This window comes from Mesorhizobium sp. M1342, from assembly GCF_040317955.1.
In the GTDB taxonomy this organism is placed as follows: Bacteria; Pseudomonadota; Alphaproteobacteria; order Rhizobiales; family Rhizobiaceae; genus Mesorhizobium.
This window is the reverse complement of the sequence record NZ_JAMYLI010000035.1, coordinates 45,169-63,144: the sequence shown is the minus strand read 5'-3', so window position 1 is coordinate 63,144 and position 17,976 is coordinate 45,169. Positions and strand designations below refer to the sequence as shown.

Sequence of the window (17,976 nt, the reverse complement as noted above, 5' to 3'; positions counted from 1 at the left end):
GAACTGACCGCTCGGCTTCGTCGTCATCGCAAGATCCCTGGTTCAAAAACAGGGAATCACATCCACACAATTTTGCAACAGGCCCACGAGGGGGGAGATTGGCCAATCTCCTACCTCTGCGCCAGCCGGCTGCTCTCCACGGCAATACCCAGCAGCGCCTGCCGCGCCAACGCCACCGATAGATCCGGCCGCCGCCTGGTCTGCAGCACCGCCGTCTGCAGCCGCATCAGCGCGCGGCTGAGCGCGTCGACGTTCCAACGTTCCAGCGCCTTCTCGACCAGCTTGCGTCTGGAGAAAAACACCGGCGGGCGGGCGGCGGCGACGACCGAGGCGGCGTTGCGGTTGCCGGACTCCATCTGGCCGCGCATGGTCTGGATCTGCTGCAACTGCCGCATTGCCGAGGACAGCACCAGGAAGGGCTGGCCGCCAGACTGGCAATGGCGGGTGAAGGCGGTGTCGAAGTCGCCGATCTTGCCTTCGAGGAGCGCGTCGACCGCGTCGTCGAAAGAGGCGCCGGAGACGTCGCCCGACATCGCCTTGACCTCCTCCAGCCCGATCTCGTTCTGGCCATGGGCGTAGAGCACGAGCTTCTCGATCTCGCCGCGCGAGGCCAGCCGGTCGCCGCCGAGATTGCGGCGCAGCGCCTGCCTCGCCTCCATGGTCATCGACATGCCGGCCTTGCCCAGTTCGGCATCAATGACGCCGTCGATGTCGCGCGCCTCATCGGCGTAGCACGGCAGCGCCATGGCGTTGTCCGCCGCCTCGACGATGGCGCGCAGCCCGGCGCCCTTCTTGAGATCGCCGGCCTCGATGAGAATGATGGCATCGCGCGCGGGCTCCGCCGTCAGCGCCTTGACGTCGTCGGCCAATGCCTTCTGGCCGCTAGCATTGCGCACCCACAGCAGCCGCCGGTCGGAAAACATCGGCACGGTGCGGGCTTCGTCGAGCAGCCGGCCCTCGTCGCGGTCGACCTCCGAACCTTCGAGCCTGACCACCGAGAAGGGATCGTCGAGAGCCAGGCCGGTCTTGCCGGCAAAGGCCTTCGCCCGCTCGGAGACGAGGCCGCGATCGGGGCCGTAAAGCAGGACGATGGAAATGCGCGCATCAGGCCGCGCCAACCACCCATCGACCTCATATGCTTTCTTCTGTGCCATGGCGGGTTGGTTAGCATGATGCGGGGGCGGGGTGAATGGAGGTTGGTGATTGGGGCAAAGGATGATGCGCGTGATTTTCTCGCAGCGTGGAAGATTGGCAAAAGCGGCGGAGCGAGTAATCTCCCCCCTTGAGGGGAGATGTCGCCGAAGGCGACAGAGGGGGTCGTTGCGCGTGGAGCGCTAACCTTCGTCTGCCGCAAGGAGGTCGCATCCAGTCGAACCGACCCCCTCTGGCCTGCCGGCCATCTCCCCCTCAAGGAGGGAGATTACGCTTCGCCGCCTTCGCCAATCACCTTATCTTCCGGCAAACCCAGCCCAACCTTCTCCCTAATTGCGCGCCATCCCCCAACATCGACAAGAAATTTCGTCGACATATCTTCATCTTGGTGCTGGGGAGGCTGGATCGGCCGGCGCGGCCGGGACCGACGTCCGCATGCTACCCCGACGAATTCGCACTGGCCTGGCGGCGCAGATATGCAAATATCGGCACCAGGCAACATTGGAGGACAAAGGTCATGGCCGATGCTGGGATGTTGCGTTTCCACGTTCCGGAACCGGAAGTGCGGCCGGGCGGGACGCCTGACTTTTCCAATGTGCCGATCCCCAAGGCCGGCTCGGTGCCGCGCCCCGAGATCGATGTCGATCCGCGAACCATCCGCGATCATGCCTTCTCGATCATCCGTGTGCTGAACCGCAATGGCGAGGCCGTCGGTCCCTGGGCCGGCCTGCTTTCCAGCGACGAGCTGCTGGCCGGGCTGCGCCACATGATGACGCTGCGGGCCTTCGACGCGCGCATGCAGATGGCGCAGCGGCAGGGCAAGACCTCGTTCTACATGCAGCATCTGGGCGAAGAGGCGGTGGCTTGCGCCTTCCGCAAGGCGCTGGCGCCGGGCGATATGAATTTTCCGACCTATCGCCAGGCAGGGCTGCTCATCGCCGACGGCTATCCGATGGTCACGATGATGAACCAGATCTATTCCAACGAGGCCGACCCGCTGAAAGGCCGGCAATTGCCGGTCATGTATTCGTCGAAGGAGCACGGCTTCTTCTCGATCTCCGGCAATCTGGCGACGCAGTACATCCAGGCGGTCGGCTGGGCGATGGCCTCGGCGATATCGAACGATTCGCGCATCGCAGCCGCGTGGATCGGCGACGGCTCGACGGCCGAATCCGATTTCCACTCGGCGCTGGTGTTCGCCTCCACCTACAAGGCGCCCGTCGTGCTCAACGTCGTCAACAACCAGTGGGCGATCTCGACCTTTCAAGGCATCGCACGCGGCGGCTCGGGCACCTTCGCGGCGAGAGGCCTTGGCTTCGGCATCCCGTCGCTGCGCGTCGACGGTAATGATTATCTCGCGGTGCATGCCGTTGCCAAATGGGCGGCGGAGCGGGCGCGCAGCAATCTCGGGCCGACGCTGGTCGAATATGTCACCTACCGTGCCGGCGCGCATTCGAGCTCGGACGATCCCTCGGCCTATCGGCCAAAGACCGAATCCGACGCCTGGCCGCTCGGCGACCCTATCGTGCGGCTGAAGAACCATCTCATCGCGCTCGGCGTCTGGTCGGACGAGCGGCACGCGCAGGCCGAGGCGGAAATCCTCGACACGGTCATCGCGGCGCAGAAGGAAGCGGAAAGCCACGGCACGCTGCATGCCGGCGGCAAGCCGTCGACACGCGACATGTTCGAAGGGCTCTATGCCGAGATGCCGCCGCATCTCAGACGCCAGCGCCAGCAGGCGGGGGTTTGAGCCATGCCGAGACGGACCATGATCGAGGCCATTCGCGATGCCATGGACGTGTCGATGGGGCGCGACGACAAAGTCGTCGTGTTCGGCGAAGATGTCGGCTTCTTCGGCGGCGTATTCCGCTGCACGCAAGGCCTGCAGGCCAAATACGGCAAGAGCCGCTGCTTCGATGCGCCGATCAACGAATCCGGCATTGTCGGCTCGGCCATCGGCATGGCCGCCTATGGCCTGAAGCCGTGCGTGGAGATTCAGTTTGCCGACTACATGTATCCGGCTTACGACCAGCTGACGCAGGAAGCGGCACGGCTGCGTTACCGCTCCAACGGCGATTTCACCTGTCCGATCGTGGTGCGCATGCCGACCGGCGGCGGCATTTTTGGCGGCCAGACGCACAGCCAGAGCCCGGAAGCGCTGTTCACCCATGTGTCGGGACTGAAGACCGTGGTGCCGTCCAACCCACATGACGCCAAAGGGCTACTCATCGCGGCGATCGAAGACCCCGATCCGGTGATTTTTTTGGAGCCGAAGCGGCTCTACAACGGCCCTTTCGACGGCCATCACGACCGGCCGGTGACGCCGTGGTCGAAACATGAGCTCGGAGAGGTCGCCGACGGCCACTACACCGTGCCGCTCGGCAAGGCGGCGATCCGCCGGGCAGGCTCGGCCCTCACCGTGCTCGCCTACGGCACCATGGTCTATGTCGCGCAGGCCGCGGTCGAGGAAACCGGCATCGATGCCGAGATCATCGATCTCAGGACCCTTTTGCCGCTCGATCTCGACACGATCGTCGCCTCGGTCAAGAAGACTGGGCGCTGCGTCATCGTGCACGAGGCGACGCTGACATCGGGCTTCGGCGCCGAACTGTCGGCCCTGGTGCAGGAAAACTGCTTCTATCACCTCGAAGCGCCGGTCGCTCGCGTTGCCGGCTGGGACACGCCCTATCCGCATGCGCAGGAATGGGACTATTTCCCCGGTCCCGCCCGGGTAGGCCGTGCTTTGCTTGAAACCATGGGGGCCTGAGATGGGCGAACACATCATCAAGCTGCCCGATGTCGGCGAGGGTGTCGCCGAAGCCGAGCTCGTCGAATGGCACGTCAAGATCGGCGACATCGTGCGCGAGGACACCGTGCTTGCCGCCGTCATGACCGACAAGGCGACGGTCGAAATCCCGTCGCCTGTCGACGGCGAAATCCTGTGGCTGGGCGCCGAGATCGGCGACACGGTGGCGATCGGCTCGCCCATCGTGCGGCTGAAGGTGGCGGGCGAGGTCAATGTTGCGGGTGGTGCGACGCCGGCAAAAGTCACGGCTGAGAGTACCCCCACCCCTAGCCCCTCACAAGGGGGAGGGGGACGCGCCACGGCCTCCAAGGGCGGAGCAAAATCTACTTCGCCATCATCAGAGTCCTCCGCAAAAAGCGTGCGAGCAGCGCAGACAGAATCCCCCTCCCCCTTGTGGGGAGGGGCTAGGGGCGGGGGTACTGCGCCGACGTCCGGAGTTGTCGCGCCCGCCGGCGCACCCCGTCCCGAGGGCGAAAGACCGTTGGCCTCTCCGGCCGTCCGTCTGCGGGCAAAAGAGGCGGGCATCGATCTCCGGCAGGTTGCGGGGAGCGGCCCTGCCGGGCGCATCGGCCATGAGGATATCGAGGCGTTCCTGGCGCGCGGCCCGCAGGTCGCCAGGACATCCGGTCTCGCCCGCAACGATACGATACAGGACATCAAGGTGGTCGGGCTGCGGCGCAAGATCGCCGAGAAGATGACGCTGTCCAAATCGCGCATCCCGCACATCACCTATGTCGAGGAGATCGACGTCACCGCGCTGGAGGAATTGCGCGCCGCACTCAACAAGGAGAAGCGCCCAGGTAAGGGTGGCGTGGAGCGGCCGAAGCTGACGCTGCTGCCGTTCCTGATGCGGGCGATGGTCAAGGCGATAGCGGACCAGCCCAACCTCAATTCGCTGTTCGACGACGAGGCCGGCATCATCCACCAGCATGGCGGCATCCATATCGGCATTGCCGCGCAGACGCCGTCGGGGCTGGTGGTGCCGGTGGTCAGGCATGCCGAGGCGCGCGACATCTGGGAATGCGGCACTGAGGTCATCAGGTTGGCCGAGGCTGCCAAGTCCGGCACCGCGACACGCGACGAGCTGTCCGGCTCGACCATCACCATCACCTCGCTCGGCGCCATGGGCGGCGTGGCGACGACGCCGGTGATCAACCATCCGGAAGTGGCGATCATCGGCGTCAACAAGATGATGGTGCGGCCGGTGTGGGACGGCACCCAGTTCATGCCGCGCAAGATGATGAACCTGTCGTCGAGCTTCGACCATCGCGTCATCGACGGCTGGGACGCGGCGGTGTTCATCCAGCGGATAAAGACGCTGCTGGAAACACCGGCGCTGATTTTCGTGGATTGAGGGTGATGAGGCCGATGTCGAAGTCCCCCTCACCCGGATTGCCAGCCGATTTTAACAGGCATTTCGGGGCAATCCTATCTCTCCCCGAGGGGAGAGTCGGGCGTCAGCGCAGGCGCCAGGCTCTTCTCCCCAGCGGGGAGAAGGTGGCCGCGAAGCGGCCGGATGAGGGGGCCTTCGTCACCATAGAGAGCGTGCCGTCATGAAAGAAATCTCCTGCAAGCTGCTCGTCATCGGCGCCGGTCCTGGCGGTTACATCTGCGCCATCCGCGCGGGACAGCTCGGCGTCGATACGGTAATCGTCGAGGCCGGCAAACCGGGCGGCACCTGCCTCAATGTCGGCTGCATCCCATCCAAGGCGCTGATCCATGCGGCGGAAGAGTTCGAGAGGGTCTCGCACATGGAAGGCGGCAAGAGCCCGCTTGGCATTTCGCTCACCGCACCGACGCTCGACCTGGCTAAGACGATCACTTGGAAGGACGGCATCGTGAGCCGGCTCAACAGCGGCGTCGCCGGCCTGCTCAAGAAGGCAGGAGTCAAGACCGTGCATGGCTGGGCGAGCTTTCGCGACGGCAAGACTGTGGAGGTCGAGACCGAGACGGGAAGCCAAGTGATCCGCGCCGAGGCGATCGTCATCGCCACCGGCTCGACGCCGGTCGAACTGCCGTTCCTGCCCTTTGGCGGTCCGGTGATTTCCTCAACCGAGGCGCTGGCACTCGGTGAGGTGCCAAAAAAACTTGCCGTCGTTGGTGGCGGCTATATCGGACTGGAACTCGGCATGGCCTTCGCCAAAATGGGCGCCAAAGTGACCGTGGTCGAGGCGTTGCCGCGCGTGCTGGCGCAATATGATGCGGAACTCACCCGGCCGGTGGTCAAGCGGCTCAACGCACTCGGCATCGAGGTGATGCTGGGTGCAAAGGCCAAGGGGCTGTCGACCAAAGGCGACGCGCTGCTGATCGAGACATCCGACGGCAAGAGCGCCAAGGTCGCCGCCGAAAAAATCCTGGTGACGGTCGGCCGCAAGCCGGTGACCGAAGGCTGGGGGCTCGACCAGATCGACCTTGATATGGCTGGAAAATTCATCCGCATCGACGAGCAGTGCCGCACCTCGATGCGCGGCATCTTTGCCATCGGTGACGTCACCGGTGAGCCGATGCTGGCGCACCGGGCGATGGCCCAGGGCGAGATGGTCGCCGAGATCATCGCCGGTCACAAGCGCAACTGGGACAAGCGCGCCATTCCCGCCGTTTGCTTCACCGATCCGGAACTCGTCACCGCTGGTCTTTCACCGGAAGAGGCCAGAGCTCTGGGCGGCGAGATCAAGATCGGCATGTTCCCGTTCGCCGCCAATGGCCGGGCGATGACGAAGCTGGGCGAAGACGGCTTCGTCCGCGTGGTGGCGCGGGCCGACAACCATCTGGTGCTTGGCATCCAGGCGGTCGGGAAAGGTGTGTCGGAACTGGCGGCGTCATTCGGGCTGGCGCTGGAGATGGGCGCGCGGCTGGAGGACATTGCCGGCACGATCCATGCGCATCCGACGCAGGGCGAAGGGTTCCAGGAAGCGGCGCTCAAGGCGCTGGGGCACGCGCTGCATATTTGAGGATGCTTACCCTCCCCCTTGTGGGGAGGGTCGATCCGCGAAGCGGAGCGGGGTGGGGGTCCTCGCCGACCGTCAGCGCTCACCCCACCCCGTCTCGCAGTCTACGCTTCGCTACGCATGCGAGCCGACCCTCCCCACAAGGGGGAGGGTGAAGAACTTCAGCTCGCCAGCCGGCTCACCATCTCGTGCTGGGCATAGGCGCGGCCGAAGCGGTTGGCTAGGAATGCGTCGAGCGCGATGTCTTCCTGCTTGACGAAGCCGGTCGCCGGCAGGCTGCCGTCGGCCAGCATGTCGAGCACGGCGCAGATGCCGGATGCGGTGGTGATCTGGATGGCGCTGCGCACCGTGTCGCCGACACGCTTCGAGTAGATCTTGTTGGCGTAGGTCTCCTGCAGCAGGCGGCCGTTCTTGCGGCCCGAGACGGTGACGAAGACGATGACCACATCCTGCAGCGTCGCCGGCAGGGCGCTCTCGAAAATGTCCTTCAGCACGTCGCGGCGGTGGCGCAGGCCAAGGTCGTTGAGCAGCGCCTTCATGATCGCGGCGTGGCCGGGGTAGCGGATGGTGCGGTAGTTCAGCGTGCGCACCTTGCCCTTCAGCGTCTCGGCCAGCGTGCCGAGCCCACCGGAGGTGTTGAAGGCTTCGTAAGTGACGCCGTCGAGTGAGAATTCCTCGCGCTCCTCCAGCGGCGGCACCTCGACCAGTTCGCCCTCGACGATCGCCTCGCAGGGCTCGCAATATTCGTTGATGACGCCGTCGGTGCTCCAGGTCAGATTGTAGTTCAACGCATTGGACGGGTATTGCGGCAAAGCGCCGACGCGCATGCGCACGCTTTCGAGCGTGTCGAATCGGCTGGCGAGATCGTTGGCGACGATCGAGATGAAGCCCGGCGCCAGGCCGCATTGCGGAATGAAGGCGTTTCTGCCGGAGCGCGCCAATTCTTTGACGCGGCGGGTCGAGACGACATCCTCGGTCAGGTCGAGATAGTGCACGCCGGCACTGGCCGCTGCCTCGGCGATGCGGGTGGTCAGATGGAAGGGAGCGGCGCTGAGCACCGCGAATTTGCCGGCGAGGGCGGCTTCCAGCGTGCCGGATGCCTCGATGTCGAGCTCCAGCGTCGCGACCGTGGCCGGCAGTTCGGCGGAAGCGAGCTGTGCTGCCGAGCGGTCGACGAGCGTGACCTGATAATCCCCCGTGGCGGCGAGCATCTCGGCAATGGTCGAGCCGATCTTTCCGGCGCCGACAACGACAATTTTCTTCATGACCGATCCCTCACTGATTGTAAGCCCAGATTCGCAGCTTGCCCGTCGAATGGAAGCGTGGTTTTGTTCGAAACGAAACCATCTATTGGCTAGTCTGCCGAGAAGAATCGTCGAAATGCTCAGTGACGCCGAACAAGCCCTGCTTTCCCTGCTGCGCGAGAATGCGCGCGCCTCGACCGCCGAGCTGGCGCGGCGGCTTGGCGTCTCGCGGACCACGGTACAGAGCCGGATCGAACGGCTGGAGCAGCGCGGCATCATATCAGGCTATGGCGTGCGGCTGGCGCCGGATTACGAGCAGGGGCTGGTGCGGGCACATGTGCTGCTCACCGTGACGCCCAAGCTCGCCGACAAGGTGGTGCGCGCCCTGCGCGGCCTGGCGACGGTCAGGACGCTGCATTCGGTCAGCGGCAATTTCGATATGATCGTCATCGTCGACGCGCCGTCGATCCGCGACCTCGACATGCTGCTCGACCAGATCGGCGCCATGGACGGAGTCGAGCGGACTTTGTCGTCGATCATCCTGTCGACGCGGATAGATAGGTGAAGCTGCTGATCTCCCCCCTTGCGGGGGAGATGGCCGGCAGGCCAGAGGGGGGTGCTCAGGCGCTAGCCTCGGCCATCTGCGCCGTGTGACAGATCGACAGGTCGGCGGGACAGCACCCCCCTCTGCCTTGCCAGGCATCTCCCCCGCAAGGGGGGAGATTGGCCGTCACTTCGGCTTTCGCCAATTTCCTTACCTCAGGCATTGGACGAATGGTTCATTTCGCCTACCAATCCAGCGCCGGCGGAAAGCTCACCGCCACCTCAAGGCCAGGCCGACAATCCTCAAGCGTAATCGACGCGCCATGCAGGTCGGCGATGGCCCTGACAAGGCTGAGACCCAGCCCGCTGCCGGATGTCGACCGGCTATGGTCCAGCCGATAAAGCCGCTGAAACACTTTTTCATGTTCGTCGGTGGGAATGCCGGGACCGTTGTCGGCGACACCGGCAACGACGCGTTCGCCCTGGCGCGTCGCCGACAGCTTTATCGTCGTGCCCGATGGACAATGGCGCAGCGCGTTCTCGACCAGATTGGCGAACATCTGCGTCAACAGCTCGCGATCGCCATGGATCCGGTCCGTCGTTTCCTGTGGTTGCGCCAACGACAGCGACTTTCCGTCGTCCTCGGCAACATCGGCATAGATCTCGGCGATGGTTTGCAGCACCTCGCCCAGATCGACATCGGTGAACCGCGCCCGGCGCGCGCCGGCTTCGATCTGCGCGATGCGCAGCAGCGCATCGAAGGTCTCGTTGATCTGCAGGCTCTCGGCATGCGCCTCGGCCAGCTCAGCCGCGATCTTCTGGCCCGACAGATTCTTTTCCGATGCGGTGTCGAGGATCATCTGCAACCGGTTGAGGGGCGTCTTCAGATCGTGGGCGATGTTGGCGCTGACCTGTTTCATGCCTTCGACCAGTGCCGACAGGCGATCGAGCGCGGCATTGACCTGGCTGGAGACGATGTCGATGTCGTCGCCCTTGCCGGTCAGCGGAATGCGGGTGTCCAGCCGTCCATGCGAGACATCCACCATGGTGGCGGCGATGCCGTCGAGACGGCGCTGGACTCGCGAAGCCAGCAGGGCGCCGCCGGCGACCGCCAGCCCGGTGATGATCAGGGTTCCCCAGCCAAAGCTCATCAGCACGATCCTCTCCAGCTCCTCCGTCTCGGAAAGGCTGAAGGCGACGGTCAAGGTGTTGCCGCCGACCGGGCCGGAATAGGCGCGGTACTCGGCGCCGGGCGGCACGCCGGGCATTTCGGTGTCGAACATCGAGAAGCCGTCGGGAAGCCCTGCCGCGGTGAAGTTGCCGGCCAGGCGATTGCCCGTCGTGTCGGTCAGCGAAAACAGCTGCTCCTTCTTGAGGCTGCGCAGGGAGTGGCTGCCGACGGTCTCAACCAGCTCCTTGAGATCGTTCTCGGCATAGGTCGCGGCGACGACCGCGTAGGTCTCCTTGATGGTGTCGTCGAGCCGCTCGGCAAGATCGGCGCTCATCATCTGGTAGACGATGGCGCCAGACAGGACGAAGGCCAGCACGAACAGGAAGGCGAAGGTCAGGGCCAGCCGGAACGGCGTGCTGCGCAGCAGGCGGGACCATGTTCCGGTCATGACGGCGCGTGCAGGCTGTAGCCGGTGTTGCGGACGGTGTGGATGAGCTGGGTTTCGAAGGGCTTGTCGACCTTGGCCCGCAGCCGGCTGATATGGGTCTCGACGACGCTGGTCCTGGGATCGAAATGAAAATCCCAGACGCGCTCCAGAAGCATGGTGCGGGTGATGACGCGGCCTTCGCCGCGCATCAGCACTTCCAGCAGGCTGAATTCCCGCGGCTGCAGGTCGATCGGCTGGCGCTGCCTCGTGACCCGCCGCATGATCAGGTCCATTTCGAGGTCGGCGACCCGCAGGACGGTTTTCTGCTCCTGCGCCGCTGGCCGCCGGCCAAGCGCGTTGATGCGGGCGAGAAGTTCGGAAAAAGCGAAGGGCTTGACCAGATAGTCGTCGCCGCCGGCCTCGAGCCCCTCGACGCGGTCGTCGATGCCGCCGACCGAGGTGAGAAAGATCGCCGGCGTCCGTACGCCCGCGGCGCGCACCGCCTTGATCATCGACAGGCCGTCGAGGCCGGGGATCATCCGATCGGCGATGATCACGTCGTAATTGCCCCGGGTCGCCGCGAACAGCGCGTCATGTCCGTTGCGCAGCAGGTTGCAGACATGGCCGGCCTCGGTCAGTCCCCTGACGATATAGTCGGCCGTCCTGTGGTCGTCCTCGACGAGAAGCAGTCGCATGAAAGGTCCGGTCCGTTGCCGAGATGGAGAGGCTATCACCGGCACGGGCTTGTTCCTAGGATGTCACGACGCGCAGGTATGGTGGCGCTTTCGTCATACATTCGCGATTGGCGGAAGCTTTCCTGGCTTCGTCCTTGGGATGCCGTGACATCTCCGAGCCGCGTAGCGATGCGGAACCCGACGTCCGCGGGACAGCACCCCCCTCTGCCCTTCCGGGCATCTCCCCCGCAAGCAAGGGGGGAGATCGGCAGCTTCGATCCCCCACCCCTCTTGCAACTCTTGCAACATTCGAGATTGGCGAAAGCGGAGGTACAGTCAATCTCCCCCCTTGCGGGGGAGATGGCCGGCAGGCCAGAGGGGGGTGTGAAGGATCGCTACTGAAGAAAACTTCCATTCTGCTCTGCACTTGGTCAGCGCACGCACACGCTGAGATCAATCCGATTCCAGGAGGATCTCATCGGCCTCGTCGCCCTTCAGGGTCATGTGCAGGACGAGCGCAATGATGCAGCCGAGGAAGAGCAGGCTGGTGAAGATGGTGCCGAGACCCAGGCCGCCATGCCTGGCCGACCGCGACAGCAGGTCGCCGAAGGAAGCGCCGAGCGGCCGCGTCAGGATATAGGCGAGCCAGAAGGCCAGGATGCCGTCGAGACTGAGCAGCCAGTAGGCGAGCGCTATCAGCGCGATGACGCCGCCGAACAGCAGCCCTGATGTGAGATAGCCCATGTCGAAGCTTTCGGCGACGAGATCGCCGGCGGCGGTGCCGAGCGCGAAGGTCAGCAGGATCGCCAGCCAGTAGAAGATCTCGCGCCTGGTGGTGAAGATGGTGTGGATCGACAGCGTCCGTTCGCTGGCGTACCAGACCGCGAATGTCGCAGCGAGCGCGACCGAGAAGGCGATGGTTGCCGTCTGCAGGCGCACGCCGAAACCGTCGACGAGGCTGTCCGTCACCAGCGTGCCGACGATGCTGATCAGCACCACCGCCGGCCAATAAGCCCACGGCACATAGCGTTTCCGCGTAAACTGCAGGACAAGGGCCGTGGTCAGGACGCCGGTCATGATCAGCGAGGTGGCGGTCAGCCCAAGCCCGAGTGTGTCGGCAAGATAATCCGCCGCGGTCTCGCCCGTGGTGACCGCCATCAGCTTGACCAGCCAGAAGTCGAGGGTGACGTCGGGAACCCTGCTGTGGCTCGGTGCGGCGGGTTGTTGCCTGTTGGGCGCGAGCATGGCTGAAGTCCAGAGGTCGACGGTTGCGGCGGGGCGGTGGCGATCCACCCCGCGCATCGTAAGCAAACGAGTTCACACCGGCCTGTCCGGCGGCATACAAATTCGTAAGAATGGCGCGCAAAAGGCATTGGGAATGCCTGGCTGCGTTTGATGGAATGCGGCGCCTTGCATCCGCCATTGCTGCTCAACGGCGCGCTGATGGCGGGCGCGATGCCGGGCCGCACGTTCGGCCCGACCCACCCTGCGCTCTAGTGATCGGTGGTTCTAGCTGCCGAGCGGATGCGGCATGTAGCCGACGAAGCCGGCGATCTTCCAGCTGCCGCCGACCTTGCTGCAGAAATACAGCGTCTGCCATTTCAAGCGATCGACGCTGCCGTCCGCCTTGGCAACCAAGCCGTCGAATTTCTTGTGCAGCACGGCGCGGTCGCCGTCGACATCGATGTCGCGCATGTTGGTGACGCGAAACAGCGCCTCGCGCAGCGGCTCGGCGAATTTGGTCGCCGCCGTCTCCCTGGCCTGGCGCAGCCATTCGTCGCGGTAGATGTCCAGCCTTGGAAACTGCAGCCGCCAGGCGTCGGCGTTATGCAGGAAATGAGCATGCATGCCGAAGAAGCTCTCGCCGACGAAATCATCCTCGACCATGGCCCAGTCCTGGCCGATGAAGGCGTCGATGTCGCGCCGCACCAGCATTTCCCAGAGCGCGTGGCGATCGGTATCGCCTGATGGAAACGGGTTCTTGTCGTAAGTCATTGCTGGGTGTCTCCGCTCTGGCAAATGCGTCTGTGCGTTACGGCTCCCAAGTCGCCCGCCAGCGCGTACGATGCAAGCGCTCTTGTAATAAAGCAACGCGGATTTCGAAGAATGTTGCTTTCCAACAAGCCCCCTATGAGGATCGCCCCGATCGGCGTAAGTGTCGATCGAAGCGGGCGCTGCCATGGCACCCCGTCCTGTCATCAGAGGAGGCTTGTCCCTTGCCGAAACAGTGTTTTGGAACATCGCATGTGCCGTTGTCGCCAGCCGTGCGGGCCGGTGATCTCGTCTATGTCTCGGGGCAAGTGCCTGTCGGCAGCGATGGCATCGTGGTCAAGGGCGGCATAACGGAGCAGACCGAGCAGGTGCTCGCCAACATCAAGGCCGCACTGGCGCTGGCCGGCTGCACAATGGACGATGTGGTGAAGACCACGGTCTGGCTGGAGGATGCGCGCGATTTCGGCGCCTTCAACGCGGTCTATGCCCGGCACTTCCCCAAAGACCCGCCGGCCCGCACCACGGTCGAATCGCGGCTGATGATCGACATCAAGATCGAGGTCGAGGCCGTCGCCTACCGGCCTCTCTGAGCAAAAAGCAACGAAGCGGAGGTTACCCCAATGCAATTCGACCTCCTGCTGAAGGGCGGACGGCTGATCGATCCGGCCGCTGGCCTCGACGCGCTACGTGATGTCGCCATCGCCAATGGCCGCGTTGCCGCGGTCGACGCCGATATCCCGGCGGACAGCGCCGCGCAGATCGTCGATGCCGGCGGCTGCATCGTCACGCCGGGCCTGGTCGACCTGCACAGCCACGTCTATTGGGGCGGCACGTCGCTCGGCGTCGATGCCGATCGGCTGGCCGCCAAGAGCGGCACCACCACCTTCATCGATGCGGGCAGTGCGGGAGCCGGCAATTTCCTCGGCTTCCGCCGCCATGTCATGGAGCGGTCGAAGGTCCGCATCCTGGCCTATGTCAACATTTCCTTTGCCGGCATTTTCGGCTTCTCGCAGACGGTGTCGGTCGGCGAGTGCAGCGACCTCAGGCTGTGCGAGCCGCGCGAGGTGGTCGCGGCGGTGCGTGAACACCGCGATGTCGTGGTCGGCGTAAAAGTCCGCTCCGGCAAGCATGCCGGCGGCACCAGCGGCATCGCCCCGGTGGATCTGGCGCTGGAGGCCGCCGACCAGGCTGGCCTGCCGCTGATGGCGCATATCGATGAGCCGCCGCCCGGCCGCTCGGAAGTGCTGCCGCGCCTGCGCAAGGGTGACATCCTCACCCACTGCTTCCGGCCGTTTCCCAATGCGCCGGTGTTCGCCTCCGGCGCGGTGCGGCCCGACATGCGGCTGGCGCGCGAGCGCGGCGTCATCTTCGACATCGGCCACGGCATGGGCTCGTTCGATTTCGCCGTCGCCCGCGCCATGCTTGAGGAAGGGCTGGCCCCGGACGTGATCTCGAGCGACGTGCATCTCTACTGCGTCGATGGGCCGGCCTTCGACATCCTGGTCTGCATGTCGAAGCTGCTGGCGCTCGGCATGCCGCTGGTCGAGGTCCTGCGCGCCGCCACGCAAGCGCCGGCGAGGGCGATCGCGCGGCCTGATCTCGGCACGCTGGCGGTGGGCACCGTCGGCGATGTCGCCGTGCTCCGGCAGCGCCCGGGCCGCTTCACCTTTGTCGATGCGGTCGGCGCGTCATTGGTCGCCGACCAGAGGCTGGTGTCGGAAGGCATCGTTATTGGCGGCACCTGGTGGCCGAACGAGGCGGCTGATCACAACGAGACCGAGCGTTTCGTGGCGCAGGCGTCACACACGCATGTCGAGGTGGCGGCGAGGCACTTTGGGCACCGGCATGAGTGAAAGTTCTGCGCGACTTCGTCATCCACAGGCGGAGCGGAAGCGAAGCGGACGCGCAGACCCGAGGATCCATGCCGTGACCATTGCCGAAGAATGCGACGGATCAGGATGGTTGTTCGATAGGCCCTTCATCGCCGTTGGTGCATTGAAAGCCGATTCTGGTCCGCTTTCGCGTGCACGAATGGCGCGGCATGGATCCTAGGGTCTGCGCCGCGTCGCTTCGCTCCTTGCTTCGCCCTAGGATGACGAATCCATAGGACGCTCGTTGCTTGAATTGCTAACCGCCCCAAAAACCGGCGTCTCAATGCCTTCCATCCGCGCCTTGATCTGCAGCGCCACATATTTCGAATAGAAGCGCGACAGCGCCAGATTGCCGCCGTGGAACCACAGCGCTTCCTGCGCGGTCGGCTTCCACATGTTGCGCAGCTCGCCCTGCCAAGGGCCGGGGTCGCCCTTGACGCCAGAGCCCAATCCCCAGCAGGGGCCGACCTTGTCGGCGACTTCACGTGAGACGATCGCCGCCACCGTCTCGTTCATCGACTGATAGCCTGTGCAGGCGATGATGGCGTCGGCGGCGAGTTCGCTGCCGTCCTCGAACAGGATGCCGCTCGGGGTCAGCGATTTGATGGCGACGCCGCTGCGGATGCCGATCTTGCCGTCGATGATCAGGTCGGAAGCGCCGACATCGATATAGTAGCCGGAGCCGGTGCGGTAGGCCTTCATCAGAAGGCCGGTCTCGTCGTCGCCGAAATCGAGGGCGAAGCCGGCGGCGCGCAGGCGGTCGTAGAACGCGGCATCGCGCGCCTTGATCACCTCGTAGAGCGCCCGCTGGCCCTTGGGCACCAGCGCGAACGGTGTCGAGGCGACGATCATGTCGGCTTTCTCGGTGGTGATGCCGCGCGCCAGTGCGTCTTCCGAGAAGATCTCGAAGCCGACTTCCATCAGCGTGCTCGATTTGACCACTGTGGTCGGCGAACGCTGGATCATGGTGACCTCGGCGCCGCTTTCCCAGAGGTCGACGCAGACATCGTGGCCGGAGCTTGCAGCGCCGATGACGGCGACGCGTCTGCCGCGGAATTTGTCGCCGCTGGCATACTGGCTGGAGTGCAGCAATTCGCCCTTGAACCGGTCGGCGCCCGGAAGATCGATCCGCCGTGGCGGGCCGTAGGCGCCGGTGGCGAAGACGATATGCTTCGGCTTCAGTGTGATCTGGCGGCCGACGCGGTCGACCACCACGGTCCAGACTTTTTCGGCCTCATCATAGGACGCGCTGAGGCATTTGGTGGCGACCCAGTAATTGAGCTCCATGACGCGCGTGTACATTTCCAGCCAGTCGCCCATCTTGTCCTTGGGCGTGAACACCGGCCAGTTTTCGGGGAAGGGGATATAGGGCAGATGGTCGTACCAGACCGGATCGTGCAGCACGAGCGTGCGGTAGCGGTTGCGCCAGGAATCGCCCGGCCGCGCATTTTTCTCGATGACGATGGTGGGCACGCCGAGCTGGCGCAGCCGCGCCCCCAGCATGATGCCGCCCTGGCCGCCGCCGATGACCAGGCAATAGGGCTGTTCATCAGTGCCGAGCTCGCGCGTCTCGCGCGCCCGCGCCTCCGACCAGGTCTCGCGCTGGGGATCGGCCTTGTGGCGCACGCCGAGTGGCCGGTCTGCGCCCTTGCGCTCCTCGAACCCTTTCAGGTCTGTCATTGCCGTGAACAGCGTGCGGCAGCGTCCGTCGCGAAGCCGCATGATGCCCTCTCCCCTGGCCACCACGGTTTCGAAGCTGAACCAGGCCTCGATGATGCCCTCGTCCGAGATCGCCTCGCCGGTAAGTTGCCACGCGCTCGGCTTGGCCGTCGCCAGCGTCGTCGCCAGCATGTCGGCGATCGCCGAGCGGCCTTCCATTGTGGTGATGTTCCAGGTGAAGGTCAGGAGATCGCGCCAGTAGCAGTCATCGACAAACAGGTTCGTCGCGGCCGCCGCGTCTCCCGCTTCGAGTACCTTGGCAAAGGACCCGAGCCATGCGGCTGCCTGTTTCGATGGGGCTATCTCGAGCATGTCTTTCCCTCTTCCTGCAACACGCCGCACACGGCGTAAAAATCTCAATTGTCGAACGCGGCGCCGCCCCTCATCCGCCTGCCGGCACCTTCTCCCCGTGAACGGGGAGAAGGGAGCTAGTCTCCGAGCGGCTCCATCTCCTTGCCGGTGCGGTGGATCTGGGCGTTGTATTTGATGCGGCGCACCGTCTCGCGGGCCGAACCGTCGAGCTTGTAGGCCGAGGCCACCGCCAGAAGGTCGATCGCCGCCAGGAAGGCGAAGCGCGAGGCCGTCGGCTTCAGCGTGTCGGGGTATTCGGGCACCGCCACCGTCAGCCTGACGTCGCAGGCGCGGGCGAGTTCGGTGTCGGGCGCGGTCACGGCGATCGCGTTGGCGCGGTAATGCTTGGCGAGCTCGACGGCCTCGATCACCTCGCGGGTGCGTCCCGTCGCCGAAATGGCGATCACCAGATCGCCCGGCTTGAGCGTCGAGGCGGTCATGCGCATCAGATAGGGGTCGCACTGGGAGCTGACTGTGATGCCGTAGCGGAACAGCCGGTATTGGGTTTCCTGCGCCAGCGCCGAGGAGCTGCCGCCGAGGCCGAAGACCGTAACCTGGCGCGCCTTGGCGATCAGCTCGGCGGCTTTCTGCAGCTGCGCCGGGTCGAGCTGCCGCTCGGCCTCCTGCAGCGCCCGGCGCGCCTCGCCGAACACGGCGTTCCAGAACGGCATGCCATTGTCATTGCTGACGGAGGGCGACTTGGCCAGATAAAGCGCGCCGACGACGAGGCTCTGCGCCAGCTTCAGCTTGAAGTCACGCACACCCTCGCAGCCGATGGCGCGGCAGAACCGGGTCACCGTCGGTTCGCTGACCCCGGCGCGCTGGGCAAGGGCGGCGTTGGACGCGTCGACGGCATATTTGACGTCGTCGAGCACGACGTCGGCGACACGCCGTTCGGCAGGGCGCAATTCGCTGTAGGAATCCTTGACCAGCGAAATGATGTCGGGAATGCGCCGGACAGGATCGCGCCCCTCGGTATCGGGGTCTGGAACAGGCTCGTCCTGGCTGCCAGCTTCGGTCATGGGGTCCTGGTCTTTCCCTGGGTTGCGAGGCTGCCGTCTTAGCATGTTTGCACGCC

General features: G+C 64.8%; 15 protein-coding genes. 7 read left to right on the top strand and 8 right to left on the bottom strand.

Annotated features, from left to right (window positions below; translation table 11 throughout):
* Positions 1-110: 110 nt before the first annotated feature.
* Complete coding sequence (gene holA, locus NKH06_RS27905) at positions 111-1,154, bottom strand: DNA polymerase III subunit delta (RefSeq protein ID WP_352894719.1); 1,044 nt, start codon at positions 1,152-1,154, stop codon at positions 111-113.
* Positions 1,155-1,669: 515 nt separating this feature from the next.
* On the opposite strand from holA, the gene NKH06_RS27900 reads away from it, so the two are divergent.
* From NKH06_RS27900 to lpdA, 4 genes are all read left to right on the top strand, one after another.
* Complete coding sequence (locus NKH06_RS27900) at positions 1,670-2,902, top strand: 3-methyl-2-oxobutanoate dehydrogenase (2-methylpropanoyl-transferring) subunit alpha (RefSeq protein WP_128305948.1); 1,233 nt, start codon at positions 1,670-1,672, stop codon at positions 2,900-2,902.
* A 3-nt stretch (positions 2,903-2,905) separates the two neighbouring features.
* Positions 2,906-3,919: an alpha-ketoacid dehydrogenase subunit beta gene (locus NKH06_RS27895; protein WP_027162844.1), complete on the top strand. Its 1,014-nt coding sequence runs from the start codon at positions 2,906-2,908 to the stop codon at positions 3,917-3,919.
* A 1-nt stretch (position 3,920) separates the two neighbouring features.
* On the top strand, positions 3,921-5,312 hold the full coding sequence (locus NKH06_RS27890) for a dihydrolipoamide acetyltransferase family protein (RefSeq protein ID WP_128305949.1): 1,392 nt from the start codon (positions 3,921-3,923) through the stop codon (positions 5,310-5,312).
* A 199-nt stretch (positions 5,313-5,511) separates the two neighbouring features.
* Positions 5,512-6,909 (top strand): dihydrolipoyl dehydrogenase, encoded by a 1,398-nt coding sequence (gene lpdA / locus NKH06_RS27885; RefSeq protein WP_128305950.1) that lies wholly within the window; start codon positions 5,512-5,514, stop codon positions 6,907-6,909.
* 158 nt (positions 6,910-7,067) lie between these two features.
* Here the strand turns inward: lpdA and NKH06_RS27880 are convergent, their stop codons facing one another.
* A complete protein-coding gene (locus tag NKH06_RS27880; protein ID WP_128305951.1) occupies positions 7,068-8,171 on the bottom strand; it encodes a saccharopine dehydrogenase family protein in 1,104 nt (367 codons plus the stop codon).
* A 115-nt stretch (positions 8,172-8,286) separates the two neighbouring features.
* Between NKH06_RS27880 and NKH06_RS27875 the strand changes: the two genes are divergently transcribed.
* Entirely contained in the window at positions 8,287-8,715 is a 429-nt protein-coding gene (locus tag NKH06_RS27875; protein WP_023813397.1) for an Lrp/AsnC family transcriptional regulator, read from the top strand.
* Positions 8,716-8,938: 223 nt separating this feature from the next.
* On the opposite strand, the gene NKH06_RS27870 is transcribed toward NKH06_RS27875, so the two are convergent.
* The 4 genes from NKH06_RS27870 to NKH06_RS27855 form a co-directional block, all read right to left on the bottom strand.
* Positions 8,939-10,312, bottom strand: a complete 1,374-nt coding sequence (locus NKH06_RS27870; RefSeq protein ID WP_128305952.1) for a HAMP domain-containing sensor histidine kinase — start codon at positions 10,310-10,312, stop codon at positions 8,939-8,941.
* Entirely contained in the window at positions 10,309-10,986 is a 678-nt protein-coding gene (locus tag NKH06_RS27865) for a winged helix-turn-helix domain-containing protein (protein WP_352799199.1), read from the bottom strand. The genes NKH06_RS27870 and NKH06_RS27865 overlap by 4 nt, the downstream gene beginning before the upstream one ends.
* Positions 10,987-11,418: 432 nt before the next feature.
* Complete coding sequence (locus NKH06_RS27860; protein ID WP_352799198.1) at positions 11,419-12,210, bottom strand: COG4705 family protein; 792 nt, start codon at positions 12,208-12,210, stop codon at positions 11,419-11,421.
* Positions 12,211-12,474: 264 nt separating this feature from the next.
* Positions 12,475-12,960 carry a hypothetical protein gene (locus tag NKH06_RS27855; protein ID WP_128305955.1) on the bottom strand — a complete coding sequence of 162 codons (486 nt, stop codon included), beginning with the start codon at positions 12,958-12,960 and terminating at the stop codon, positions 12,475-12,477.
* Between the two features lie 221 nt (positions 12,961-13,181).
* Here NKH06_RS27855 and NKH06_RS27850 point away from each other — a divergent pair, with 221 nt between their 5' ends.
* Both NKH06_RS27850 and NKH06_RS27845 read left to right on the top strand, forming a co-directional pair.
* Complete coding sequence (locus NKH06_RS27850) at positions 13,182-13,547, top strand: RidA family protein (RefSeq protein ID WP_128305956.1); 366 nt, start codon at positions 13,182-13,184, stop codon at positions 13,545-13,547.
* A 30-nt stretch (positions 13,548-13,577) separates the two neighbouring features.
* Positions 13,578-14,810, top strand: a complete 1,233-nt coding sequence (locus NKH06_RS27845; protein WP_128305957.1) for an amidohydrolase/deacetylase family metallohydrolase — start codon at positions 13,578-13,580, stop codon at positions 14,808-14,810.
* A gap of 234 nt (positions 14,811-15,044) precedes the next feature.
* Here the strand turns inward: NKH06_RS27845 and NKH06_RS27840 are convergent, their stop codons facing one another.
* Positions 15,045-16,859 (bottom strand): NAD(P)-binding domain-containing protein, encoded by a 1,815-nt coding sequence (locus tag NKH06_RS27840; RefSeq protein ID WP_352772462.1) that lies wholly within the window; start codon positions 16,857-16,859, stop codon positions 15,045-15,047.
* A gap of 116 nt (positions 16,860-16,975) precedes the next feature.
* Complete coding sequence (locus tag NKH06_RS27835; protein WP_128305959.1) at positions 16,976-17,920, bottom strand: MurR/RpiR family transcriptional regulator; 945 nt, start codon at positions 17,918-17,920, stop codon at positions 16,976-16,978.
* Positions 17,921-17,976 lie beyond the last annotated feature (56 nt).